The 25,860-nt window shown below is 48.4% G+C and carries 22 protein-coding genes; 11 read left to right on the forward strand and 11 right to left on the reverse strand.

Translation table 11 applies throughout. From position 1 onward, the window contains the following. From C6Y40_RS12805 to C6Y40_RS12815, 3 genes are all read right to left on the reverse strand, one after another. A partial coding sequence (locus C6Y40_RS12805) for an IS5 family transposase (protein ID WP_105934963.1) occupies positions 1–566 on the reverse strand: 566 nt, incomplete at its 3' end. A 69-nt stretch (positions 567–635) separates the two neighbouring features. After that, the gene (locus tag C6Y40_RS12810) at positions 636–1,526 is read right to left on the reverse strand and encodes an FUSC family protein (protein ID WP_105934911.1); all 891 of its coding nucleotides are present in this window, start codon (positions 1,524–1,526) and stop codon (positions 636–638) included. After that, positions 1,523–2,020 (reverse strand): MarR family winged helix-turn-helix transcriptional regulator, encoded by a 498-nt coding sequence (locus C6Y40_RS12815; protein ID WP_170308477.1) that lies wholly within the window; start codon positions 2,018–2,020, stop codon positions 1,523–1,525. Before C6Y40_RS12815 ends, C6Y40_RS12810 begins: the two co-directional genes overlap by 4 nt. Positions 2,021–2,300: 280 nt before the next feature. On the opposite strand from C6Y40_RS12815, the gene C6Y40_RS12820 reads away from it, so the two are divergent. After that, the gene (locus C6Y40_RS12820) at positions 2,301–3,314 is read left to right on the forward strand and encodes a zinc-dependent alcohol dehydrogenase family protein (RefSeq protein WP_105934913.1); all 1,014 of its coding nucleotides are present in this window, start codon (positions 2,301–2,303) and stop codon (positions 3,312–3,314) included. A 156-nt stretch (positions 3,315–3,470) separates the two neighbouring features. Here C6Y40_RS12820 and uxuA read toward each other — a convergent pair whose 3' ends face one another. After that, entirely contained in the window at positions 3,471–4,643 is a 1,173-nt protein-coding gene (uxuA, locus tag C6Y40_RS12825) for a mannonate dehydratase (protein WP_105934914.1), read from the reverse strand. Positions 4,644–4,859: 216 nt separating this feature from the next. Between uxuA and C6Y40_RS12830 the strand changes: the two genes are divergently transcribed. The 3 genes from C6Y40_RS12830 to C6Y40_RS12840 all read left to right on the forward strand — a co-directional run bounded on the left by C6Y40_RS12830 (position 4,860) and on the right by C6Y40_RS12840 (position 7,813). Next, positions 4,860–5,762 (forward strand): LysR family transcriptional regulator, encoded by a 903-nt coding sequence (locus tag C6Y40_RS12830; RefSeq protein ID WP_105934915.1) that lies wholly within the window; start codon positions 4,860–4,862, stop codon positions 5,760–5,762. A gap of 94 nt (positions 5,763–5,856) precedes the next feature. After that, a complete protein-coding gene (locus C6Y40_RS12835) occupies positions 5,857–7,128 on the forward strand; it encodes a hypothetical protein (RefSeq protein ID WP_105934916.1) in 1,272 nt (423 codons plus the stop codon). Positions 7,129–7,210: 82 nt separating this feature from the next. Further along, positions 7,211–7,813, forward strand: a complete 603-nt coding sequence (locus tag C6Y40_RS12840; protein ID WP_105934917.1) for a DUF481 domain-containing protein — start codon at positions 7,211–7,213, stop codon at positions 7,811–7,813. A gap of 30 nt (positions 7,814–7,843) precedes the next feature. On the opposite strand, the gene nei is transcribed toward C6Y40_RS12840, so the two are convergent. Next, positions 7,844–8,668 carry an endonuclease VIII gene (nei, locus tag C6Y40_RS12845; protein WP_105934918.1) on the reverse strand — a complete coding sequence of 275 codons (825 nt, stop codon included), beginning with the start codon at positions 8,666–8,668 and terminating at the stop codon, positions 7,844–7,846. A gap of 68 nt (positions 8,669–8,736) precedes the next feature. After that, entirely contained in the window at positions 8,737–9,207 is a 471-nt protein-coding gene (locus C6Y40_RS12850) for a hypothetical protein (RefSeq protein ID WP_105934919.1), read from the reverse strand. A 428-nt stretch (positions 9,208–9,635) separates the two neighbouring features. Here C6Y40_RS12850 and katG point away from each other — a divergent pair, with 428 nt between their 5' ends. After that, complete coding sequence (gene katG / locus C6Y40_RS12855; RefSeq protein ID WP_105934920.1) at positions 9,636–11,867, forward strand: catalase/peroxidase HPI; 2,232 nt, start codon at positions 9,636–9,638, stop codon at positions 11,865–11,867. Positions 11,868–11,926: 59 nt separating this feature from the next. Here the strand turns inward: katG and C6Y40_RS12860 are convergent, their stop codons facing one another. Beyond that, entirely contained in the window at positions 11,927–12,112 is a 186-nt protein-coding gene (locus C6Y40_RS12860; protein ID WP_105934921.1) for a hypothetical protein, read from the reverse strand. A gap of 279 nt (positions 12,113–12,391) precedes the next feature. Here C6Y40_RS12860 and yjeH point away from each other — a divergent pair, with 279 nt between their 5' ends. Beyond that, on the forward strand, positions 12,392–13,639 hold the full coding sequence (gene yjeH / locus C6Y40_RS12870) for an L-methionine/branched-chain amino acid transporter (protein ID WP_105934923.1): 1,248 nt from the start codon (positions 12,392–12,394) through the stop codon (positions 13,637–13,639). Here the strand turns inward: yjeH and C6Y40_RS12875 are convergent. Next, positions 13,636–14,649: a LysR family transcriptional regulator gene (locus tag C6Y40_RS12875; RefSeq protein ID WP_105934924.1), complete on the reverse strand. Its 1,014-nt coding sequence runs from the start codon at positions 14,647–14,649 to the stop codon at positions 13,636–13,638. The two genes, yjeH and C6Y40_RS12875, sit on opposite strands and share 4 nt — an antisense overlap. A 479-nt stretch (positions 14,650–15,128) precedes the next feature. Between C6Y40_RS12875 and C6Y40_RS12880 the strand changes: the two genes are divergently transcribed. The 3 genes from C6Y40_RS12880 to C6Y40_RS12890 all read left to right on the forward strand — a co-directional run bounded on the left by C6Y40_RS12880 (position 15,129) and on the right by C6Y40_RS12890 (position 19,978). Then, a complete protein-coding gene (locus C6Y40_RS12880; RefSeq protein WP_170308481.1) occupies positions 15,129–17,780 on the forward strand; it encodes a TonB-dependent receptor plug domain-containing protein in 2,652 nt (883 codons plus the stop codon). Between the two features lie 169 nt (positions 17,781–17,949). Continuing rightward, the gene (locus C6Y40_RS12885) at positions 17,950–18,771 is read left to right on the forward strand and encodes a sulfite exporter TauE/SafE family protein (RefSeq protein ID WP_105934926.1); all 822 of its coding nucleotides are present in this window, start codon (positions 17,950–17,952) and stop codon (positions 18,769–18,771) included. Between the two features lie 31 nt (positions 18,772–18,802). Continuing rightward, complete coding sequence (locus tag C6Y40_RS12890) at positions 18,803–19,978, forward strand: pyridoxal phosphate-dependent aminotransferase (RefSeq protein ID WP_105934927.1); 1,176 nt, start codon at positions 18,803–18,805, stop codon at positions 19,976–19,978. Positions 19,979–20,075: 97 nt separating this feature from the next. Here C6Y40_RS12890 and metJ read toward each other — a convergent pair whose 3' ends face one another. Next, entirely contained in the window at positions 20,076–20,408 is a 333-nt protein-coding gene (gene metJ / locus C6Y40_RS12895; protein WP_105934964.1) for a met regulon transcriptional regulator MetJ, read from the reverse strand. Between the two features lie 265 nt (positions 20,409–20,673). Between metJ and metF the strand changes: the two genes are divergently transcribed. Next, positions 20,674–21,567, forward strand: coding sequence for a methylenetetrahydrofolate reductase (metF, locus tag C6Y40_RS12900; RefSeq protein WP_105934928.1), 894 nt, complete (start codon positions 20,674–20,676; stop codon positions 21,565–21,567). Positions 21,568–21,661: 94 nt separating this feature from the next. Continuing rightward, positions 21,662–22,555, forward strand: a complete 894-nt coding sequence (locus C6Y40_RS12905; RefSeq protein WP_105934929.1) for a virulence factor BrkB family protein — start codon at positions 21,662–21,664, stop codon at positions 22,553–22,555. Positions 22,556–22,607: 52 nt separating this feature from the next. Here the strand turns inward: C6Y40_RS12905 and C6Y40_RS12910 are convergent, their stop codons facing one another. Further along, complete coding sequence (locus C6Y40_RS12910; protein WP_105934930.1) at positions 22,608–25,076, reverse strand: sensor domain-containing phosphodiesterase; 2,469 nt, start codon at positions 25,074–25,076, stop codon at positions 22,608–22,610. A 132-nt stretch (positions 25,077–25,208) separates the two neighbouring features. Then, positions 25,209–25,859, reverse strand: coding sequence for a DUF2959 domain-containing protein (locus C6Y40_RS12915; RefSeq protein ID WP_105934931.1), 651 nt, complete (start codon positions 25,857–25,859; stop codon positions 25,209–25,211). Position 25,860: the final 1 nt, after the last annotated feature.

Below are 25,860 nucleotides of genomic sequence, written 5' to 3' on the forward strand. Positions count from 1 at the left end.
TTAGGTATGACGGAGATACCTCCTTTGGCTTCAATATATTCTCTTAATGCGTCACTATCGTAGCCTTTGTCACCTACGAAAATGTTTACTTCCCTTAAATGGTCAACCAGACTTTGAGCCCGAGCTATATCATTTCTCTGGCCTTCTGATAGTTCAAAATAAATTGGAAGCCCACCACTATCCACGGCTAAATGGATTTTTGTGGAGTTACCACCTCGGCTTTTTCCAATGCACTCATTATCCTTAGTACCTGCTCCGGCACTATGCTGATGAGCTTTGACAATCGAACCATCAGCAAAGACCCAGTCGTAATCAGATAGTTTGGCTAACTCATTGAATAACATGTTCAATAAACCTTTCTTCGACCATAAATTGAATCGGCGATAAACGGCGCTCCAACCGCCGAATTCTGTTGGTAAATCACGCCAAGGAATTCCTGTTCTCAGCCGGAAGAGTATCCCTTCAAACGTCATTCTATGTTCTGGTTTATTGTAAATGCGGCCTGTACTCTTCATTACTTGAAGTAGCTTTTGCCACCGCTTATCAGTTAGCATTAGTCTCGGCATGGTAGTGAGTTGTTCTTTTACTTTTGGCGAAGCAAATTATAACTCTTTACCATGCTGCTCAAAAACCAATCACGAAAGATCAACACGCCTTAGTATGTCTACCAACGGCTGGCTGCTCCGGTTGATAACCAGCAGGCTTGAGGAAGCATTGTTGGCCAGACGTTGCTTTAGCTTTTGTAATGTCTGCAAGTGGGTGATTGTTTCAAGATAATAATAGTTACTCAGCCGTAGGGGCCGACTGAGGCTACTTAACCACGGTCCTTCAAACTTTGCATTGGCGAGCAGATCTTCAAAGTTCATGGCGTCTGAAGTGGTATCCCGGTAAATCGCGAGGGCTTGCCTTGAATGCTGCCCCTGCGACAACGTATGGTGTACTTCTGCAAGTAAGTTGCTGATGTTTGCCTCAACCTGTTTTTTAACCTGACCTCGGAGCTGACGGGGGAACAACCCGTCGAATACCAGCGTCGTCACTCCAAGTCCGAGCACCACTTCAAAAAAACGGTGAATAGCCACATCAAAAATCGCATGGGGATTACCCAGTACCGGCAGGGTTATCATGGCTACCGTGTAGCCTCCAAGCACAAAGGTATAGCCACGAAAACCTTTGAACATAAGCGCTCCGGCAGCACAAAGGCCACTCCACAGAGCAATAGCCGTTATCAGGAACTGTGGCTGTTGTGGAAACATAGCCACCAGTGTGACCGAGGCGACCGTACCAATAACCGTTCCAAGGATCCGGTAGAAACTCTTCGCCATAACCATACCGGACTGACTATTCATAACGACTACCACGGTTAGCATGGACGTCATTGGTGATGGCAGCTCCAGTAGCATGGCCAGCCCGGTTGCCAGATATAACGACAACATAGCCTTAAGTACAAATAACCAGGGCTCACGGTTCGCTTTAACGCCCTGAAAAAGCGGAGTTACTATTTGTTGATAAAGTGCCTGGTTTTTCACTGTATTTCTTTACTCACACTTTGAAGCAACAACTTTAGCGAGGCCTCAAGATTTTCCCTTTGGGGCTGGTTAACACCGGCAAATATACTGCGTAATTGCGCGGAGATGTCTGGCAAAAGTTGCTTCAGAAGCGCTCTGCCCTCTTCATTCAGATTCAGCAGCCAAACTCGCCGATCGATTGGGCTGACACGTCTTTCAATCAACCCTTTGGCAAATAACTGATCCGTTACCCGGGTGATATTCGACGGCTTCTCACCGGTTAGGGCAATCACTTCTGACACCGTCAGGCCATCTTCAGATCCTTCCAGCATCGTCAGCGTATTGTACTCTGATAATGACAGGCCGTATTTTCGTAATTGCTGATGAGCATTGTCAGCCATGAGTTTATCCAACATACGAATAAGCCGGACAAGTAACGCCTCCGACAGAGAATATTCAGGGTGGCGCTGACTGAAGGCAGTTAACTGTTTTTCGATATCAGAAAATGGGGTCATTGGCGATTTCACTCTGTGGCACTGAATAAACGGACAAACAGTACTTTTTTGCATGGAATTTAGTTCATTAATGTAATATTAATTTATGAAGTTAATTGGTGTCCAACTTAAAGCTCCTATTTGAGATGAGCGTCATATTTTTGCGAATAACAACTCTGAAATTGCTACTTTAGGCCCTATTTTGTTAACCAACGCTGCGATAGCATGGCGCAAGTAAGCGTTAAACTAACCTGTGTTGCGACACGTAAATGTAGATCCCTGAACAAAGAGAGTAATCACTATGCGAGCAATAGTTACCGCTGATCCGGATAACGGACTTGATGGCCTGAAAGTAACGGATATCCCGGAGCCGGCAGCCCCGAAGGGCGATCAGATCCTGGTAAGGTTACTGGGCAGCTCACTGAACTTTCATGATCTCGGCGTAGCCATGGGCACACTGAATAAAGTCCAGGATCGCATTCTACTGGCCGACGGTGCCGGGATCGTAGAAGCGGTTGGCGACGCGGTAACTGATTTTACTCCTGGCGATGAAGTAGTCTCTTGTTTCTTCCCTGACTGGCAGGCTGGCGGTCCGCAAATTGGTGATTTTAGCCGCACACCGGGTGATGGTATCGACGGCTACGCCCGCGACAAGGTAGTGACGCCGCAGAGCTGGTTTACCAAAGCCCCTAAAGGATGGACCGCCACCGAATCCTCTACCATCACCACCGCAGGCCTGACCGCGTGGCGAGCTCTGGTCACGGAAGGAAATATCAAAGCTGGCGACAAGGTCTTACTGTTAGGCACTGGTGGGGTTTCTGTCTACGCGCTGCAACTGGCGAAAGGTATGGGCGCGAAAGTAGCAATCACGTCTTCCAGTAACGATAAACTCGAACAGGCCAAAGCGCTTGGTGCAGACTTTACCGTTAACTATAAAGAAGATGAGAATTGGGGAGAAACCGTTGCACAATGGTCTGCGGGCGGTGTGGATGTGGTAGTAGAAGTGGGCGGCCCTGGCACGCTAACCCAAAGCATTACTGCCTGTCGTGTAGGCGGTAAAATTGTACTCATCGGGGTGCTTACCGGCATGACCGGTGATATTCCCACGGCGCTTATGATGCTTAAACAAATTCGCTTGCAGGGAATTGTTGTGGGTAACCGTCAGGAACAACAGGACATGGTTAAAGCCCTGGAACAACTGGCTATTAAACCGGTGATCGATAAAACGTTTGCGCTGGAAGAGCTTGCGGATGCGTTCCGTTACGAACTATCGGCCGCGCATTTTGGCAAAATTGCTATCGACTATACGCGCTAAACCAACCTGTATTCCAGGAACAGTGTGCGTAGAGCGGAGAAAGCGCTCCGGGCACACTTTTCACAAAGCACATCGCTTAACACGCGAATTTGGTAAGGCCGATTAACCTCTCCGCCCCTGCAACGTCGCTGCAAGCAATACTTGATAATCTTTCTATCAGCCCTGAAGCTGCTCCAGCACGTGAATAGCCCCGCGTAGTTCAGCAAGCGCTTTCATCCTGCCGGCATAGGAGTAGCCCGGTTTAACCCCGGCCTTGTCCATTTCATCTTCGAGCAAATGGCCGTGATCAGGGCGCATAGGAATAACATCGCCACCGGCTCCGCGTTGCTTCTCTGCATCCAGCAATGCCTGAATCAGGCCTATCATATCGTTGTCGCCATCGAGATGATCCGATTCATAAAAGGAACCGTCGTCCTCCCGTTTCACATTTCGTAAATGAACAAAGAAAATACGAGGGCCGAATTCGCGTACCATTTCCACCAGATCATTATCAGCTCGCGCACCATATGAGCCGGCACACAATGTCAGGCCATTGCAGGCACTCGGTACTGCAGCAAGCAAAGCTTTGGCATCATCGGCCGTTGAAACAACCCTTGGCAAACCAAATAACGAGAACGGCGGGTCATCAGGATGGATACACAACTTAATTCCATAAGCTTCAGCTGTTGGCATGATGTCCTTAAGAAACAAAAACAAATTTTGTCGGTACCCTTCTGTACCGATTGCAGTAAATTGCTGAATAGCCTGTTTAATACCCTGCCTGTCATAACAACCTTCACCACCAGGCAAACCGGCAATAATGTTTTTTTCCAGTAATTCGCGCTCGGCTTCGTTCATTGCCCGAAAGCGTTCTTCTGCCCGTTCCAGTTGTAACGTCGTGTAGTCTGACTCAGCGCCAGGGCGCTCTAAAATAAACACGTCGTATGCAACAAAGTCAGTCATTTCAAAGCGCAGTGCCTGACTCGAATTGGGTAACGTGTAACTTAAGTTTGTACGCGTCCAGTCGACCACTGGCATAAAATTATAACAAACCGTGTATATGCCATTTTTACCAAGGTTAGCCAGTGAATCTTTATAGTTACTGATGAAGCGCTGATAATCACCGGAGCGGGTCTTAATATCGTTATGTAAGGGCACGCTCTCCACCACACTCCATTGAAGGCCAGCCGCCTTTATCATGTCGAGGCGGGCTTTGATAAGTGCTTCAGGCCAGATCTCACCGGTAGGTACTTCACTCAGAGCCGTTACAATACCCGACGCTCCCGCCTGTCGTATTTTGCTTAACGTTATTGCATCATCTGGTCCGAACCAGCGCCATGTTTCCAGCATAGAAAAATCCTCGGGGAGAGTTAAACAAGTAGTCGGTTTACAGTCGATCACCACAATGGCAAGGTGGCCTTACCAATATACTTGCATTTGCGGTTTTTGTAACGGCTTTAGTTGTGAGGCTACTACCCGTATACAACAATTACCCGTCAACGGCCCTTTTTGATTAAAAAAAGTGATAGAATCGGGAAAAACAATGAAAATTATGCATAGTTAAAAATGATAGAGCGATTCCATTTACAACTTCTCACCGCGGTAGATGAATATGGCACCCTGACACTGGCAGCAGAAAAATTGTTTCTTAGCCAGTCTGCACTGAGCCACAGCATCAAAAAGCTGGAGCAACAGTTGGGCACACCAGTATGGGAAAAAGACGGCCGTAAACTTCGCCTCACCCAGGCAGGACGACAAATTCTGATCCTGGCAAAACGTTTATTACCCCAGTTTGAACACACCGAACTATTACTGACTCAGATAGCCAAAGGTCAGCGCGGTTCATTGCGCATAGGCATGGAATGTCACCCTTGCTATCAGTGGCTTTTAAAGGTAGTCAGCCCTTTTCTGGATACCTGGCCAGGTGTTGAAGTCGATGTTAAGCAGGAGTTTCAGTTTGGCGGCATGCGGGCTTTGTATGATTATGATATCGATGTACTGGTAACCCCTGACCCTTTGTTTAAAAGCGGTGTTACTTTCGAGCCAGTATTTGACTTTGAGCAGCGACTGGTAGTGAGTCACAATCATCCTCTGGCGAAGCTTGAGCAGATTGAGCCACACGACCTGCAGAATGAAACCCTGATCACTTATCCTGTAGAACCACAACGGCTGGATATTTTCAGTCAGTTTCTGGCCCCGGCAGGCTGCACTGTTAAACGCCACAGACACATAGAGGCAACCGAAATCATGTTGCAAATGGTCAGTGCCGGTCGTGGCGTTGCAGCGCTGCCAGGCTGGTTGGTTGACACCTATGCTGAATCCTTGCAACTGGTGAGTTTGCAATTAGGTGATGAGGGGATCATGAAGCATATTTACCTGGGAATGCGCAATAATGACGTCAATATTGACTACATAGCTGATTTTGTGCGCCTGGCAAAACAAACTGTAAATCAGGCTGATAAAGCGTAGATTTACGTTTAACGCCACCTGGTAACCGGGTATTTTTGCTAAACTAAGCGCATTTCTCGTTTAAGCATAACTCTTTGAGCCACTTATCATTGCCATGAAGCCGTATCACCCTGCCCGTTTCGCTGGCTGGCTAGCGTGTTTTACATTAATCACTTATCTGCTTTCGGTAGCCGGGTTACTGTCATCCGATATAGCCACCGTGGCGGCGTGGATTACCCTGCTTACCATGTTACCAGCGGTTAAAACATCGGCCAGAAAGCAGTCCACGGTGCTATTTCTGCTGGGCGTCGGCGGGATAGCCACAGGCTATTGGCAAGGTGCAGATATCAGCTGGCACAGTGTGTTTGCTGCCAATGTACCGCTGTTAACCATGTTCGTGGCAATTACATTCTTATCCTTAACCAATGCCCCGGGCGGAGACGAACACCTCCCCACCGGCAGCAAGGCGGCAGCCATTACCGCCTTTGGCACCACATTACTCGGCGCCGTGATCAACATGTCGGTTATCTTTGTGTTTGGCGACCGACTAAAACGTAACGGCACGTTAACCGATGCCCAACAAATTCTGTTGGCCCGCTGTTTTACTGCCGCAGCCTGGTGGTCCCCGTTTTTTATTGCCACTGGCGTAGCACTTATGTATGCCCCCGGAATGGCCTGGAAAGCAACCGTTGCCCCTGGCGCCATCATGGCTTTGCTGGGCATTGGCTATACATTAGTGGATGTCAATCGCAAGTCCACAACTCGTTTTGAAGGCTATCCACTGAAAGCAGAAAGCCTTATGATCCCCTTATTAATGGCGGTTTCCGTATTGACTCTGCACCATTTTTTCCCGCAAATTCCCATCATGCTCCTGATAAGCCTGCTGTCGGTTCTGGGTACTTTGGTGTGTATGCGGCAATGCCCCCGCTTGCTCACTTTAAAAGACTTTGTTGATAACCGGTTGCACACTGCCGGCCCTCAATTTGCCCTATTTCTCGCTGCGGGTGTGTTTTCTGCTGGCATCAAAACTGTAATTGATCTGCATCCGAATCTCATTGACCTCCATCAGTTCAGTTTCGATGCCAACATGTTTGCTATCCTATTAGCGTTAATGATCACAGCCGGCCTGCTCGGGGTGCACCCGGTGATCAGTATCGCGGTAGTGAGCCCGGTACTGCTGCCACTAGCTCCTGACCCCACCAGCCTGGGCTTTTTGTTTCTCTCTACCTGGGCTATTTCCACAGGCTCGGGACCGCTATCGGGAATAGGTCTAGTCCTGACTGGCCGTTACGGGGCTTCCTCACGTCGAATTATCCGAAATAACTGGCATTACGTCATCACCATGTGGGTCCTTGCCAGCCTGTTAAACTGGGTGTTGCTGGCCTGAATTACAGGCAAAGCTTCACCACAATTTGACCCCGCCTTAAGTATCTTTGCCGCACATTTTGGTAAACACTTAAGGAAACCCCATGAAAAAACATACCTTCAAAACCGCTTTGATAGCTTTAGCTTCATTGATTAGCACCGTGGCAGTGGCCGATCCACTCGATTATGATTACCTGCAATTAGGTTATGCAGCGGGCGATTATGCCGACATCGAGCCATTTGATTTCAAAGGGCCAGAATTTGAAGGTAGCTATGAAATTGGCCGGAATATATTTATTACCGGTAAATACCGTAGCGCCGACGATAAGGTTGATCAGTATACCCTGGATGAAACCAACTGGCAGGCTGGCGCTGGCTACTATTACTACTTCCGTCAGAATACCGTTATTGATGCCAGGCTGTATTACGGCGAGATCGACTTTAAACTCTCAGACAACGAGGCATCAGCCAAAGACGGTACGCATTTTTACAGCGTTGCCGGCAACGTGCGTCATCAGCTAACCGATGCTGTAGAATTATTTGGCGGCCTGGAAGTGCAAAAATGGCACGAAGGTTCAAACCAGAAAGCCTACCGACTGGGTGCTCAGTATGCTTTCGGCGCAACAAAACAATTTGTGCTGGGCGCAGAGTACACTAAGTTTTCCGACTCCCAGTGGTGCAAGTTGTTTGCGCGCTATGTGTTTTAACGCCCCTGAGGTTGTCCGTCACGTAACGGATTACCCGATCACCTGACATTGCGGGCAAAAATAGATCCTGCGGCTGCTTCGTTCAGCGCGCAGGATTGTTTCATTACAGCGCCTGCACGGCTGCCCTTCCCGGTCAAAAACCATAAACCTTTGTGCTTCATATTCAGCTGCCGAATGCCGCGCACGGACGGATGCAGCGATCGACGTAGTATAGCCTGCCGTTTCATATGAACGGTATGTAACCTGTAATGTTTGTTCCGCCAGGTGATTGATTTGCTTATCACTCAGGTGAGCGACCTTCTTATCAGGGTGAATACCGGCAAAAAACAAGATTTCACTACGCAGGTAATTGCCCATCCCGGCCAGAAAACCCTGGTCGAGATAAAGTGCCGCCAGGCTTCGATTGCGAAACCGCTTACTGGTTAATCTTTGTTGTATCGCTTCCGGGGTAACCGCCTGGTTAAGAAGATCGGGCCCCAATTTACGCAAAAATGGATGTTCGCTTAGCTTCTCGCGAGGCCAGACACTGATATCTGAAGCACTGTAAAGCAGTGCACTGTGCGTGCGGGTATGTAAGCCAAGACGAAGTGAACGATTAGTCTCAGGCAGCTCATCACAGGGTACAATTACCCAGCGCCCATACAACTGATTATGAGAGTAAATACTCAGGTCGTTGTCGAAGTGCAGCAACATGGCCTTTCCCCGACAACTCACTTGCGTTACTCGCTGGCCACTCAGTACAGACTGAAAAGGCTTTAATGATTCTAGCCCTACGGTCACTTTGTTGATCTTCTGGTTTTGTAAAACGTTAGCTAGGGCATCGGCGCTTTGGCGGATCTCTGGGCCTTCTGGCACGGCATATTTCCCGAAACAGCTTTAAGATGTGCCTTATACGTGAAAGGGCAGGAATTTGGATGAAAGGTTCAGACCTGCCACTGCCAGTCTTCGTGGAGCAGCCCCAGCGCCTCCACAAAGTGAAGATAGTCGGTGCGCCCCATTGCCCGGGCAACCGTTTTAAACTGAGATTTTGCCTTAATGCCTTTCACCTGCAGCAGTTCAAGGCGTTTATCGGCATTGCCGTCAAACTGTGAGTCAAGGATTTTCGCGGCTTTGCTGTGGGCATCCCAGTATTCCAGAACATACCCTATCAGCCGTTTAAAGATCCCAGGTATTCGCTTATCTTCCAGCGGCCCGGCCAGACCAGCGTTAATCACCGCTTTTTGAAATGAAGACACGGTTTCTGACTGCACCGCCACCTCAAGTGCTTCCAGTACGCGCTGGATATCTTTTAATAATTTCACATGTACCAGACTGCCATACTCACTTCCATCGAGCATTTCTATATCAGTTAGCAGCATATCCAGATTAACCAGATGTCGTTGTGTTGTTCCCATGGTCCATAACGATGTGAAAAAGGCGACGCGCCAGCAAACCTGAAGAATACCACGAACTTAAACCAGGTTTCACCGGCTTTCCTTGATTCGTTATTAAAAGCAAGACATCTGAACACGTTTATGCCTGGAAAGTGACAGCCAAAAGAGTTTTAACTCCCGCCATCAATCCCCTGCGCGCTTGTAAAAAATGTTAAAATTTCGTGTCAGATTAAATTAAAAAGATAGCTTCGACTAACTTTTATAGTTTTTGGCGTTATTTAAAGTGGAGGGTATAACCATTTAAAAACATATAGTTATTCAACTTTTGTTTTTTCAATCAAGTGCATCTGATTTTTTAATTATGCAAATTCGCTTTCCTCGTTAACACTTATAAATGTTAACAAACACTGTATTTGTACATTGTTCACATTCGAAACGAGGAAGGACAAATGAAATTGAAGAAGACTTTATCTTTGGCGGCAGCCGTGGCCATTGCGATGTCACCAGTAGTGCTGACATCCCCCGCCTATGCTGATGCTGCAGAGCCAAAAGCCAACAGTTTTTGGTGGCCGGATCAGCTCGACCTGAGTCAGCTGCGCGCCCACGGGGTGGAATCAAACCCTTACGGTGAAGACTTTGATTACGCCAAAGAGTTTAACTCACTGGATCTGGAAGCGGTAAAAGCCGACTTGCGTAAGGTGCTAACTGACTCACAGGATTGGTGGCCGGCAGATTACGGGCATTATGGTCCCTTCTTCATTCGTATGGCCTGGCACGCTGCCGGTACCTACCGTATCCACGATGGCCGTGGTGGCGCAGGTGGCGGACAACAGCGCTTTGATCCGCTGAACAGCTGGCCGGATAACGTAAATCTCGACAAAGCCCGCCGTTTGATCTGGCCGGTGAAGCAAAAGTATGGCCGTAAGATCTCCTGGGCCGACCTGATGGCATTAACCGGTAACGTAGCGCTGGAAGACATGGGCTTTAAAACCTTTGGTTATGCCGGTGGTCGTGAGGATGACTGGGAGCCAGACTACGTTTACTGGGGACCGGAAGAGAAAATGCTGACCGACGAACGTCGCGATAAGTTTGGCAAACTGAAAGGTCCTTTAGCAGCCGTTGAGATGGGTCTGATTTACGTTAACCCGGAAGGCCCACATGGTAACCCCGATCCGCTGGCAGCCGCCAAAGACATTCGCATGTCATTTGGTCGTATGGCGATGAATGACGAAGAAATTGTTGCGCTGATTGCCGGTGGTCACACCTTCGGTAAAGCCCACGGCGCGAAGAAGCCAGCTGACTGTGTAGGCGCAGAACCTGCGGCGGCCGACATCGAAGAACAAGGCCTTGGCTGGAAAAACAAATGTGGCAAGGGCCATTCTGAAGACACCACAAGCAGCGGCCTGGAAGGCGCCTGGACAGTCACTCCAACCCAGTGGACAACAAACTACCTGGATAACCTGTTTAGCTTCAACTGGGTGAAAACCAAAAGCCCGGCGGGTGCTACTCAGTGGATCCCTGATGATCCGGCCGCAGCCAACATGGTTCCTGACGCTCATGTGAAAGGTAAGCGCCATGCACCTATCATGTTTACCACTGACATTGCGATCAAAAAAGATCCGGAGTTCCGCAAAATTGCTGAGCGTTTCCGCGCCGATCCGGCGGAATACGAACTGGCCTTCGCCAAAGCCTGGTTTAAGCTGAATCACCGTGACCTGGGTCCTCGCGCCCGTTATTTAGGTGATGAGGTGCCAGATGAGGTACTGGTATGGCAGGACCCAATCCCAGAGGTTAACCATGATCTGGTTACCGATGCTGATGTACGCAAACTGAAAGCGGATATCCTTGACACTGGTTTAAGCGTATCTGAGTTAGTAAGAGTAGCCTGGGCTTCAGCTGCCAGCTTCCGCGGCACCGACATGCGTGGTGGTGCAAACGGCGCCCGCGTTCGCTTAGCGCCACAGAATAGCTGGGCAGTAAATAACCCTGCAGAACTCGATAAAGTGCTGTTAGAACTTGAACAGGTAAAGCGTGACTTTAACCGTAAGGCTTCAGCCAACAAACGTATCTCTACCGCAGACATCATTGTTCTGGCCGGTGCTGCAGCCATCGAAAAAGCCGCGAAAGATGCAGGTCACACCATCACCGTACCTTTCGAGCCAGGCCGTATGGATGCGTCGCAAGAAATGACAGACGTACAGTCATTCGCTGTACTGGAGCCTACTGCTGATGCGTTCCGTAACTTTTACGACCCGGAAATGAACTACATGTCACCAACCGAAATGCTGGTTGAACGGGCTGACTATCTCAATCTGTCGGTACCAGAAATGACCGCTCTGCTTGGTGGTATGCGAGCGCTCGACGCCAACTATAAAGGTATGGAGCATGGTGTTCTTACCAACACTCCGGGTAAACTGAACAATGCGTTCTTCACCAACCTGCTGGACATGGGTACCAAGTGGAATAAAACCGATGAGGAAGGTGTGTATGAAGGCGTTGACCGTTCATCAGGTAAAGCCAAATGGACTGCCACACCGGTGGATCTGATTTTTGGCTCTAACTCTGAACTACGCGCTATCGCTGAAGTTTACGCAGCAGCCGATGCTGAGCAGAAATTTGTTGCTGACTTCGTTGATGCGTGGGTGAAAGTGATGCAAAACGACCGCTTCGATCTGAAATAATCCGTCATTAAGATGGAATAAACAGGTGGCTTTCAGCCACCTGTTTTTTATGCAACTTACTATGGCAGGTATCCGGCGACTTCCAGCACCTGTCGAACCTGCCCTTCTGTAATACCACTTGGACAAACACCGCGATTGATCAATTCTTCTCGGATCACCGATGGATCGCAGGGCGATACCACCTCGACTTCTTTTTTGATGTACTTAGCCAATTGCTGTTGTAGTTGTCGGGTTAAACAAGACATAAATACCTCTTATACGCTTTACCTGAGTCAGACACCATCCAGGATTGGCGAGCCAAAAGTCACTTAATTACTGCTAGGCGACATTATGCTTCACTGCAGCATAATCCGGGCCACAGTAATATTTATCATTCGAATCAGAGATTTGGAAAAATATAGCAATCAGGCGAATAGTCAGAGTGTCAAAATATTCGACAAATGTGTCCACCATGAAGAAAAACTGCCACGATTTTGTAGGTAAAACGCTATAATCGCCAGCCTCTGCATCCACTGACACTTGCTATGAGCCACTCTTCACAAAAAATCGGCCGCTGGCATGGCGCTGGCTTGTTAACCACCACTCTGCTCGGTACCAGTGTGTTTATCCTGCCCCAAATGACAATCGGGCTTGCCGGTCACTATGCATTATTAAGCTGGATACTGCTTATTCTGGCCATCCTCCCGGTGGCAATGGTATTTGCCAAACTGTCGTCACAGTATCCCCATGCCGGTGGTCCGGCTTTCTTTGTGGAAAAGGCTTTTGGCGTAACCGCTGGCAGAACCATTGGGATGTTGTTTTTGTTTGTAGTGCCCATCGGGGCACCTGCCGCCATCATCATGACCTACTGGTTTATTGAAACCCTGTTGCAACTTAACGCCGCCTGGTCGCTGCCGGTGCAGCTGGCGATTGTCGGACTGCTGCTGGTACTGAACTATCGGGGCGTTCAGTTTTCTGCCACCTTACAGCTGGGCCTGACACTTATTATCACACTGGTGGTTTGCGCCCTGGTTATTGGCGGCAGCCTTATGCCGGCTCCAGCGACTCTGACTTCTTCCGCTTTTCAGCTGGACAGCACTTTAGCGGCAATGGGCCTGGCGTTCTGGAGCTTTTTAGGCATTGAAGCTTTATCCCACCTGGCTAATGATTTTCGGGATCCGAAACGGGATCTGGTGCCGGCAATTATGCTTGGCACGCTGTTAGTTGGCGTTATCTATATTGGCTGCACTTATCTGCTGCTCGATGTCAGCACAGAAAATACCCTGGCCATGGTGGCCGTGTTCGACCAGATTGTTGGCGGTAATGGTGCTTACGTAATTGGTGTACTGGGCGTTGCCGGTGGCCTGGCCACGGTCAATGTTTATACGGCCAGTTTGTCCCGGCTAACCTGGAGCCTGAGTCAGGACGGCGTGTTGCCCGCATACTTTAATACCCTCAACCGGTATGGTGTGCCGCAGCGGGCTTTGCAGGCTATTTTACTGATCATGTCGATGACGCTGATCATCACCCACTTTTCAACGCACAACCTGGAAGATTTGATAGGCTGGGTAAATGGTGTGTTTGTGCTGATTTATCTGGCCAGCATGCTGGCCGCGCTGAAACTGCTGTCGCCGGCGCATCGTCCGCTGGTGTATTTTGGCTGCCTGTTCTGCAGCATCATCGCCCTGGGACTGGGCAGTAAAATGCTTTATGCTCTGGCTTTATTTACCCTGTTTGCACCCTTGTTGTGGTATCAACAGCGGCATTTCAGTTTGAAACGCCCTGGTTGTTAAAGGGCGCTGACGGTCGATGGCGATGCAAAGCCCATGGGCCGCGCATCACTTTTAGGCACTTTATTAAGCAAATTACCGCGCCAGTGGCCGCAAGCCTGCTCGGTACTGCTCGCTTCCTGAATAATACTTAACATTTTCACAATGGCGTCGGTCATAGCAAAATTGCTGTTAGTGGCGGCCAGTACCTGGCGTTTCATATCGGGTTGGGTGATTTTCAGCGACTTGATCACCTTGCTTTCTTCCAGATGGTACATCGCCGAAGATGGTAAAATCATCAGTCCTTCGCCCTGAATAACCTGACGCAGTCCTGTCATTAGTTGCCCTGAGTAGGCTTTATCGTGCTTGAGCGCTACGCCTGTGTCGTGTTCATATTTCTCTATCAGGCGTCCAAGGGCATCTTTAGGCCCCGGTGTTAGCAGTTCAAACTGACTTAGTTCCCAGAAACAAATCGTGTCGCGGTTTTGCAATAACTGATAATAGGCGGAGGCCTCGTTAACACCCACCACCAGATACATAAATTCTTCAATTAGCGGGTAGGCCGACATAAAACGTGGTTCAACTTCCTGCTCGTAGGTCAGCGCGATATCAACCTGATTGGTTTTCAGCCACTCTTTTACCGCGTAGGACGGGCCTGTGCTGATCTCAAGTTTTAGCTGGGGATGAAACTCATTAACCATGGCAATTAACGACATCGACAGTACATTGCCAATCGACGGCAACATACCAACACGAACAACACCATGCTGATTTGCGGCTAACTGATGTAATTCCATTTTAGCGGCATTGATGTCTTCGATCAGTTTCTTCGCGTGTTTTTCGAAAACCTCGCCGGCTGCCGTCAGACTCACTCCTTTAAAGCTTCTCTCAAACAGGGCACTACCCATTTCCCGTTCCAGATTGGCCAATTGCTGACTGATCGCAGGTTGTGCGATATCCAGTTCCCTCGCTGCAGCGGCAATACTTCCTTTTTGAACCGTAACAAGAAAATACTGAAGCTGTTTGGAATTCATTTATAGACTACTCAACTCGTCAACTTTTATGGCAAACTGCTGTAAATCATAGGTTTGTTACATTTCAACCAACCTACAGCGAATCGGTCACTTTCATTTTTAATTTCAGCAAGTTACATGCCACCAAATGGTCAGGTTCAGCCTTTAATTTGTTAAGTTTTTGTAGCCCTCTCATTTATTATAAAATATTTTATTTGCTATAGATGATACTAAACCTTTGTTTTTAATATAATTTTTTCACACCTCAATATTTTCTTTATAACCCTCAACATTCTTTTTTCTTCCTGAAACACTTGCTCTTTTTTTAGTCTCTGTATTGTCGTCAGCAACGTCTGACGCGCTCATTAAGTCCAAATAATGTTTAAATTTGGTGCTTTTACGAACCAATTTGGGGCAAATTTAGCCAGTGCCGTGATTTCACGCCTATTGTAATTGCACCTAAAAAGATCATAGCGATATGACAATTTAGGGAATACATGATGAAACTCAAGAAATTAAATGCAGCAATACTGGCAGGTCTTGCCGGTTATTCGCTTTCGATGACTGTCGCAACCTCTGCATTAGCAGAAGAAGAGGCAGCGGAAGAGAATGTTGAGAAAATCGCAGTTGTGGGTGCCCGTGGTGCACCTCGCTCCGTAACCAGCTCTCCAGTACCGGTAGATGTATTAACCGCTGAAGACATTACTGGTGTGGCGTCATCAGACATGAACGACATCATGATGACACTCGTTCCATCATATACCCTGACCCGTCAGCCAATATCTGATGGTGGTACTTTTATTCGTCCGGCGCAATTACGTGGCCTGCCAACCGACAAAACCCTGGTTCTGGTTAACGGTAAACGCCGCCACCGCGCAGCATTAGTTGAAATTGGTGGTTCTGGTACCCAGGGCCCGGATATTGCCACTATTCCTTCAGCTGCACTAGGCAGTGTTGAGGTGCTGCGAGACGGTGCGGCAGCACAGTATGGTTCTGACGCCATCGCTGGTGTTATCAACTTCCAGCTTAAAAACAATGCCGAAGGCGGTTCATTATCACTGGATGTTGGCCAGTATTACGAAGGTGACGGCGACCAGTACACCATCAGTGGTAACAAAGGTTTTTCTTTAGGTGACGACGGTTTCTTAAGCATCTCTGCAGAAGTGACAGATTCAGAAGCGACTTACCGCGGTGAGCAATATTGTGAAAGCTGGTTCTGTGTAGACGAGCAAAGTGATGAATACATCGCTGCAGCAGAAGCAATGGGCAATTCAGTACACGGTTCACCACAGGTACAACCCTGGGGTCAGCCAAACTACAGCGGCGCAAAAGTATTCGTAAACGCTGGCTATGCGCTGAACTCAGATATGGAAATTTATTCCTTCGCCAATTACTCAGAAAGTGAGGGCGATGGTTCATTCTTCTATCGTTACCCGGGCAACGGCACCATCGAAGATCTGCGCGAAATCGACGGTACAATTTACAGCCCGCTGGAAAAATTCCCGGGTGGTTTTACGCCTCGCTTCTTCGGTGACATCACTGATTACTCTTTTGCAGCAGGCTTAAAAGGCATGACCGGTTCATTAGGTTATGACATCAGTGGTCGTTATGGCTACAACGAAATTTCTTATACCCTGAAAAACACCATCAACCCGTCAATGGGCGATGCCTCCCCCACTTCCTTTAAGCCGGGGGATCTCAGCAATGACGAATTGCAATTCCAGGCAGATTTTACCTATGATATGGCTGAATACGTGCTGGCGTTTGGTGCAAGCTACATGGAAGAATCCTACGAAATATCGGCTGGTGATGCCGCATCAGTTGCAGTAGGCCCTCACTCTGTGCCTGACCCATTTGGATTCTGCTCACGCGAGGATATCGGTTATGGCTTAGCGTCTGAGGAAGCAGTGGCAGCCGCTCTCGCTGCTGGTATGAACTGCGCCAACACTACCAGCGCAACTGACGATGATGATAATCCGGTTGATGGCTTTGAGGGTATCGACCCTACTTTCCAGGCTGTTGGTGTAGGTTCAAACGGCTTCCCTGGTTACTCAGACGCTTCTACAGGTACCTATGAGCGTGATTCTTACGCTGTTTATGCTGATATCTCTGGTGACATCACTGATAAATTATTCGCCCAGGCGGCGATTCGTTACGAAGACTACTCTGACTTTGGTTCTGAGCTGGTATACAAAATTGCCGGTATTTTCCAGGTAACTGACGAAATCGCGATTCGTTCATCATTCGGTACCGGTTTCCGTGCTCCGACTCCAGGTCAGCAAGGTACCACCAACGTATCAACCCGTCTGCCTAACGGCTTCCCGGTTGCGACAGGTCTGTTCCCAGCTAACAGTGCAACAGCTCAGGCGCTGGGTGCTTCACCGCTGGATCCAGAAACTTCAACCAACTTTACTTTGGGTGCTACAGCTGATGTAGGTAACTTCACTTTAACAGTGGATTACTACCGCATCCTGCTTGAGGACCGCGTAAATGCGATCTCGACTCTGGATGTGTCAACATTTCAACCAACTGATCCTGAATCAGAAAGTTATACAGCTGATTTAGCCGCTTATGAACGCTACCTGGCACTTGATGCTGCAGGTGTAGAAGGTGCTAACACTATCGGTGGCGTATTCTACTTCCAGAACGCATTCGATACGGTAACTCAGGGTATTGATATCGTTGGTACCTATAACTTTGAATCTGAGTACGGTGATACCACTATCACAGCTTCAATGAACTTTGCCGACCAGAACTTTAACTCTGATCCGCAGGTTTACTTCAACAACGAAGCTATCTATGACTTCTTAAATGGCACGCCAGCCACGCGTGGTGTTTTATCTTTAAAACACGCTATGGATGATATGTCATTTACTGCTCGTATGAACTACTTCGGTGGTTACTCAAACTCTGATGGTGGCGGCCAGGTGTCTGCAATCCAGATCTTTGAGCCTGAAGTCATGTTCGACTTAGAAGGTACTTACTTCATCAGCGAGATGCTGTCTGTGTCAACCGGTGCCCGTAACCTGTTCGACAACTACCCGGATGCGGGTGAGATTGGCGAGACATGTTGTGGTCGTATCTACCGTTCTGACTCTATCGTTGACTGGCAGGGTGGTTACTACTACATGCGCCTCAACATGAGCTTCTAAGCAGCTTATCTCTGAAATTAAACCTGTTATCGACCAGCCTCTAGGCTGGTCGACTTTATCAGGTCACTCATCGCTATCAAGGCGACAAACCGCACAAAACGTTATAATTTCTACCGTATAAAAATAATAAAAAACCGAATAATTATTTAACTAGTGGAGCACTGTTGTTATGGAGATTGAACTCGTCTGGTTCGTCCTCACTTTGTGCGTTGCGGGCGCGGTCGCAGGCATAACTTCTGGCCTTTTTGGCAACGGAGGTGGTTTTGTTGTAGTCCCAGCCCTTCTCGCCGTATTTCCTTTCTTTACCCCCAATTCTGAAGAGTTAGTAAAAGTAGCTATTGGTACCTCATTGGCATCCATTGTTATTTCCAGTGCTCGTTCAGTCTTAGCACACAAGAAACGTGGGGCAGTCGATTTTGACATGCTTAAATCATGGTCAGTATGGATCATACTCGGCGTGCTTGGCGGTGTAGCCATCGCTAATCACACCAGCAGTAATGGCCTGACAATGGTTTTTGCCGGCGGCGTTTTACTCTATTCAGTTTACTTCCTGTTTCCTGAATTTGTAGTTCGTCCCGGGATGACTTTTTCGATGCCACAAGGCGTGGGCAAAAGTGTTCTTGCTTTTATCATTGGTGGCTTCTCTGCACTGCTTGGTATTGGTGGTGGCACGCCGACAGTTATCACCATGGTGATGTGTCGCCGTACCATTCAACAAGCGGTAGCGACGGCTGCTGGTGTTGGGTTCTTAATTGGTTTACCCGGTGCAATTGGTTTCCTGTTTATGGAAAACACCAATCCACAGGGCATGCCCGTTGGCACGGTTGGCTATATAAATCTGCCGGCTCTGCTAGCGATCAGTATTGGTTCAATTCTGACCGCACCGATTGGTGCATCAATGGCACACAGCTTTAGTGAAAAAATGCTTAAACGCCTGTTTGGTATTTACCTGGTGATTGTATCAGTCGCTATGTTTGCCAAAGCGTTATAAAGCTCACACATTAAAATAAGAGGAACAGTCTATGACTTATAATCCATCAAGACGATTATTCTTAGGAGGCTCACTGGCCGCTTCGGCCGCTGGTGCTACGGGTCTTATCACGCCTGCCGGCTTAGCCGCAGCGCAACCAATGCAATCGCCGAAAATTATGTATGGGCCAACACCGGGCGTGGCAAAACTGAACGCCAACGAAAATCCTTATGGCCCCAGCGATATGGCGCTGAAAGCCATAGCTGAAGCAAGTAGCACCGGTGGTGCTTATTACGCCTACCGTGCAGGTATGTATTTACGCGATATGCTGGCTGAATCAAACGGCCTGAAACCAGAAAACGTTTCAATCACCGCAGGTTCAAGCCTGATCCTGGCTTTTGCAGCTTTTGCTGCAACCAGTAAAGGCAAAATTCTGGGCCCCGACTTATTCTGGGACACCACGTCAATGGCGCCTGTTCGTCAGGGCGGTCCGGAACTTGTGCGGGTACCGAACAAAGCCGATCTGAGTATTGATCTGGATGCCATCTACAATGCCATCGATGATGACATTGCCATGGTACACATCTGTAACCCGAATAACCCTACCGGTAAACTATTGGATCCAAAGGCGCTTCGCGAGTTCTGTATCAAGGCATCGAAAAAGACGCTGGTATTGGTAGACGAAGCCTATAACGAACTGATTGACGATGGTCCAAAGCACTCAATGATCCCTCTGATCAACGAAGGTCATAATATCATTGTTGCCCGTACTTTCTCGAAAATCTATGGCTTAGCCGGTATGCGGGTTGGTTATATGCTCGGCAGCGAAGAGAACATGGAGTTCATCAACAAGTATGGTCTGGGTGGCTACTCAATTAACCAGGCTGGTCTGGCTGCTGCCATTGCCAGCTACAATGATGAAGCCTTTAAGGATTTCTCACGCCAGAAAGTCAAAGAAGGTCGCGACATCATCATGGATGCAGTAAAAGCTAACGGCTTAAGCGCGTTACCGTCTACCACTAACTTTGTGTTTGTGAATCTCGGTGACGACGGCGATGCCAACGCATTCCGCAAAGCGATGGAAGCGCAGGACGTCCTTATTCGTGGTCAGTACCGCACTTATCAGCAATGGTCACGGGTGAGTACCGGTCGCATTGAAGATGTTAAGAAATACGCGGCTGCGGTACCAAAAGCGCTGGATGAAATGTACAAAGCCATTAAGGCTTAAGCCGCTACCCGGTCCCTTGGACCGCATGTAACGACAGAAAACTCCGAAAACAAAAAGGCCGCTGCAGCGGCCTTTTTTACTGCTCATTCCCCGAGCATTAATCGTTATCGAGTTCGTTTTCCTCAAAATCTACATCAATACCCATTTCTTCCATAATACGGCGCGCTTCAGCCGGGATCCGGTGCGGATTCTCTTTACGCAAATCTTCATCATCAGGCAGTGGCTGACCAGTAAAAGCATGAACGAATGCTTCGCATAATAATTCAGAATTAGTGGCGTGGCGCAGGTTATTAATTTGACGACGGGTACGCTCATCGGTCAGTACTTTTAGTACGTTGATAGGAATCGACACCGTGACCTTTTTAACCTGCTCACTTTTTTTACCGTGCTCTGCGTAAGGGTAAATATATTTTCCGTCCCACTTTGCCATGCTCTTTCCCAGCTCTGCTATCATTATTGTAATAAGAAAATTTGTATATACCTGTACAGCAAATTCCTGATCGACTCGGTTACCCGGCATTGGTGCGGCCATCCAGTTCGTCATGCTGCTGCGTTCACCGTGCAATTTAACCAAAATATTCGCTATAAAGGTATTAAACCACAGAAAACATCAATTGAGCAGTGTAAACTGCTTGACGTCTAGACATATATTCTTTAGTTTAGACGTCTAAACGTCTAATTGAGAATATATCACCATGGTGTCATACGCGCAGGGGATCGATGCCCTAAATCAGTCTTTGTCAGAATTACGCGATATCGATGTGTCATTTGAGTTTTTTCCACCCGGCAACGAGAACATGGAAAAAACCCTGTGGAAGTCTGTTGAGCGTCTGGCGCCGTTGAAGCCTGCGTATATGTCGGTAACCTATGGCGCCAACAGTGGCGAGCGCGATCGTACCCATGATGTAGTAAAGCGTATTCAGCAACAAACAGGCGTTACCGCTGCACCGCACCTGACCTGCGTTGATGCCTCAGCAGAGGAATTAAAACAAATTGCCCGCGATTACTGGGATTCCGGTATTCGCCGTATTGTTGCGCTACGCGGCGATTTACCCAAAGGCGTTGAAAAAACAGATATGTACGCCTCTGATTTGGTTGCCCTGTTAAAAGACGTTCACGACTTTGATATTTCGGTGGCCGCCTACCCGGAAAAACACCCTGAAGCCCCGAATGCCCAGTTTGACCTGCTTAATCTCAAGCGTAAAGCTGAGGCCGGTGCCAGTGAAGCAATTACCCAGTTTTTCTTCGATACCGGCGTATTTCTGCGCTTCCGCGACAGAGCCGCCGCTGCAGGTATCGATTTAGACATCGTGCCGGGTATCCTGCCAGTCACCAACTACCAGACACTGGTGAAGTTCGCGGGTTTTACCAACGTTCACGTACCCGGCTGGTTACACAAACTGTATGAAGGCCTTGATGCTGACGATCAAACTACCCGTAATCTGCTGGGTGCTAACATCGCTATGGAACAGGTTAAGGTACTGGCGAAAGAAGGTGTTAAGCACTTCCACTTTTACACTCTTAACCGCAGTGAGCTGAGCTACGCTATCTGTCACATGCTGGGCGTAAAACCGCAAAACGGCGGCTAGTAGGCCAACTTATCCAGGGGCAGCTAAGAAAACGGTTGCTCCCTCACCCAGCGCAGGTAGACTATTGATCTAGTTGAACCTACAGGGAACAAGAGTGGCATTATCAGAATTACGCGCCCGTTGGGAGCAATACCAGCCCAATCTGGAGAAATTCGCTACAACGTTCATCACCCGCTGTAAAACGGATAATATTACTATATCCGCGGGCCACCTCGCCTACGTTACCCTGTTGTCGCTGGTGCCTTTCATCATGGTATTTTTTACCATATTGTCGGCCTTTCCGGCCTTTGCCACCGTACGCAATAAGCTCGAGCAGTTTATCTTCAGTAACTTTGTGCCCACTGCCAGTGATGTGGTGCATGAGTACATGAGCGATTTTGTGGGTAACGCTTCGCAAATGGGCGCAGTGGGGATTCTTTCGCTGCTATTTGTTGCCATCCTGCTTATTTCCAATGTGGATAAAACGCTTAATCGCATCTGGCGTACCCAGAGTGAACGGCCGATTATTTACACCTTTGCCATTTACTGGATGGTGATTACCCTCGGGCCACTGTTGATGGGAGCTAGCGTGGTGATGACGTCCTACCTGGTAGGCCTGGCCGAGTTTGCTGAAGAATATACGCCAGGACTGGGCACGTTTTTGCTCGAACTGGTGCCAAGCTTTACTGCCCTGGCAGCGTTTATCATTTTATATATGCTGGTGCCGAATCGCCGCGTCCCGGTACTTCACGCCTTAGGCGGAGCGGTGCTGGCCACCATGTTGTTTGAACTAAGCAAAAAAGGCTTTGCCTTTTACGTTACCAGCTTTCCGTCTTATCAGGTTATCTATGGCGCGTTGGCCGCACTGCCACTGCTGTTCCTGTGGATTTACCTGTCGTGGATTGTGGTGCTGGTAGGTGCCGAATTTACCTGCAGTCTGGACGAAGCCTTCCCCGAAGAGCGGGATGATAAGCCTGACAATGATGAGAGCGATATCCCGGAAGGTTAGTTTGCATCAACTGCCAGCTAATCTTCAGGGCGCACGGTTCCTGCTTTTAGCCCTAGGCAATTAAGCTTAGCCGGCTATCTCCGAGCAGCCATTGCCTGGCGGATGCTTCATCAATGAAGCAACGTACCTCAAACACCTCCATCACATGCCGGCACCATACCGCTGCCATCTTCTGTGAATACTGCCCTTCCACCAGCAACGCTATTTTTTCAAACTGTTGATACTGAGGCTCAATAGCTGCCAGTCGGGCACGGTCGATAAGATCAGACTCTCCCATCTGAAAAAAATCCGAATGCCTGAAATCAAATAATCCATAAGCAACGGGTTGCTCCCGCTCAGCCAGACAACGCCGGAAAGCGTCTGTAAAGCGCATGGCTTTATGAATATGCCCGTTGAGCTGTAAGTGCACCAGGTTAGGATGCTGGTTATCAAATTCCACCCTCACATCGCCCTGCTCCTGGTGTTCGCCAAATGACTCCGGACGCGAGAACAAAAAGCCCTGGCTATAGTCTATTCCAAGCGCCAACAAACACTGTTGAACTTCAATAGAGTGAACAAATTCAGCAATGCACTTTATTCCGCTGTTGCGACAAAAGAAGCTGAGCGCCTTGACGATCTCATAGCTCTTGGCGTCGGTGTGAATATTCTTAATGTATTTGGCGTCGATTTTGAGGTAATCGACCTCTAAGTCGAGGATCCGCTCGAAATTAGAATGTTCGGTACCGAAGTCATCAATAGCAAGCCTGAAGCCAGCATTTTTAAGGGCTTTAAGCTGTTTCAGATGACTGTTTTTGCCTGCACTGCTAATACCCTCAAGCACTTCAAGAATTACGCGCTGAGGTGCAATCTGATACTGCTGACACAACTCCACCAGGAAGCGCTGTAGATACTGAGCATTGAGATCAAACTCGGTAATATTCAGTGAAAAGGTATAATCATGATGACTCATGATCTTAAACGCCTGGCGGGCTATTTGGCGGGTAATCAGCGGCAGCATGCCTGCCACTTTGGCTGCATCGATAAAGCTGTAAGGGCTTAGCACCTGGTCGTTGTAGTGAATGCGTGCCAGCGCTTCATAGTGGGTAACAATGCCCAACTGATTATCATGGATCCCCTGAAAATACGGCACAATAAGCTGCTGATTAACCGCACTGTGAATAATATTGTTGGCTTCAACAAACAGTAAATGCTGCTGACTTTCCGCCGCAATGGCATCCTGTTCCAGTACAATACATTTTAAGTCACCTGATTCCCGGCTCTGACGCAGTGCAGTGACACCTAACCGCAGCAGATCGGTTTTTCCCCGGGCGCCACCAAAAGACAGCGATACAAAAACGCTGATATCCGCTGTGGAGACCTGATGATGGCGAAAATGCATTCGCAGCTGATCGGCGACGGCGTAAAGGTCCACCGGTCGTTTAAACAACAAGACAAACTTACCCGGGCCGCCACCCACGTAGCAGTCGGCGTGCACCTGCTCCTTAATAATTCTGGCGGTACTGCGAATCAATTCATCGCAAACATCAAAGCCGTATGCATCATTAAGGTATCTGAGCCCATCGATACCCACTATCAACAGGCTTTTACAGCCCGGCGATTTGAGTTCTTCGGCCAGAAAGGACTTACTCGACAAACCGCTGAGCGGATCGGTGTTGGCCAGGTATAAGTTTTCTGCCTGGGCTTTATTGAGCTCAGTTAAGTCGGTATAAATCGCAGTATAATGATGGATATGGCCGTTATCATCGCGAACCTGATTCACCGAAACCCATTGCTCTAATACAGAGCCGTCGGCATGACGGTTTTTTATCTCACCCTGCCACACGCCTTTTTTAAACACTTTAAACCAGAAGTTCCGATAGAAGGACTTATCATGTAAACCGGAGGAAAATAACTGCGGTTCAAGTCCCTGCACTTCTGCGCGGCTATAACCGAACATATCGCAAAAGGCCTGATTAACTTCAATGATTTTTAAATCGGCATCGGTTACCAGCATGGCTTCGGCTGAATTACTGAAAATCGACGACAGCATATTCAGTGATCGATCCTGCTCTACCCGCTCCAGCTCGGCAGCGATTCGATAGCCGATAATTTCAAATAAGGCGGTGATTTCGGCCACACTTTCTATAGCGGAAGTGTGCATTGCCACTAATATCCCCAGTACATTGCCCTGCGCACTGTACAGCGGCATACCGATATACGACTCAACGCGCATATCCTTGAGTAGCTGGTCTTCAGGGTAAAGCTCCGTCACCTTACTTTGATAGCAACACACACCGGAATTGGTGACCGCTTCGCAAGGCGTATTGCTTAACTCGTAGGTAAAGTTTTCCTTGATCCGGCCAAAGGCAGATACTGCCACCGTAGAACAACGCTTAGCCCGATTGTTGGGCTGTCCGATGAAAACGAAATCACATTCGATGATTTCTGACAACGCCAGAACTAACAGTTCGAAATATTCCTGTCCGCGGGTCTGCCCCACAAAATCAGACAGCTTCTTTAATTTTGCAACTAATGCATTCATCGCAGTTTATCACTACCACCTCTACTCTCACTGGTGGTAATCATGCATAAGATGTCTGGCAGGGATATTGATTGAGAACAATTCTTACTACTTATGTAGTAAGAATTGCGATGAAAGGTCGACTAAGTTGGGTTAAACGCCATTCATATCGGCGATAAAGCTATTGGACTGAGCAATAGCGCTTTGCATATCAGTTAGCAGGGTTTTAACGTCACGCTCGATATTATTAAGTTCCCCTTGCAGCGCACCAATGGCACTGGCATTCAGGTTATGTTTGAGAAACAGCACATTATCCTGCAGCGTACTTAATACCGGCTCCATACTGCTCTCGACTTTACGCATCGCGCGTACCATCTTGTTGTATTTGAGCCGGGTTTCAGACAGCGTTTGTTTACTGGTGCGTTTCAGACTGGCGTTGCTATACTCTTCGAGTTCAGCTTCCCATTCATCAAACAGCGCATCTGCCACACTTTCGATTTTATCAATGCGATTAGTTACGTCCTCTGCAGCAGCCTGACTGGCTTCGTACTGGTCGTTAAGAGACTGATACGCTTCTTCCAGATCGCCGCCATCAAACTGGATAAGAGCCGAAAACTCTTCAAGCGCAGAGGTAAATTGCTCTTCAGCCTCTTGCTGGGATTCACGGGCATCTTCTACCCGGTCGACCAGAATCTCACGCTTTTCTACCCCCACCTTCTCCCAGGCGGCATAATAGGCACTCTGGCAAGCCGTCAAAGAGCCTAGTAACAGCGCAACCAGGCTGGCTTTCAATAACCTGTTCATG

The sequence above is a fragment of the Marisediminitalea alba genome, assembly GCF_002993365.1.
Taxonomy (GTDB): domain Bacteria; phylum Pseudomonadota; class Gammaproteobacteria; order Enterobacterales; family Alteromonadaceae; genus Alteromonas; species Alteromonas alba.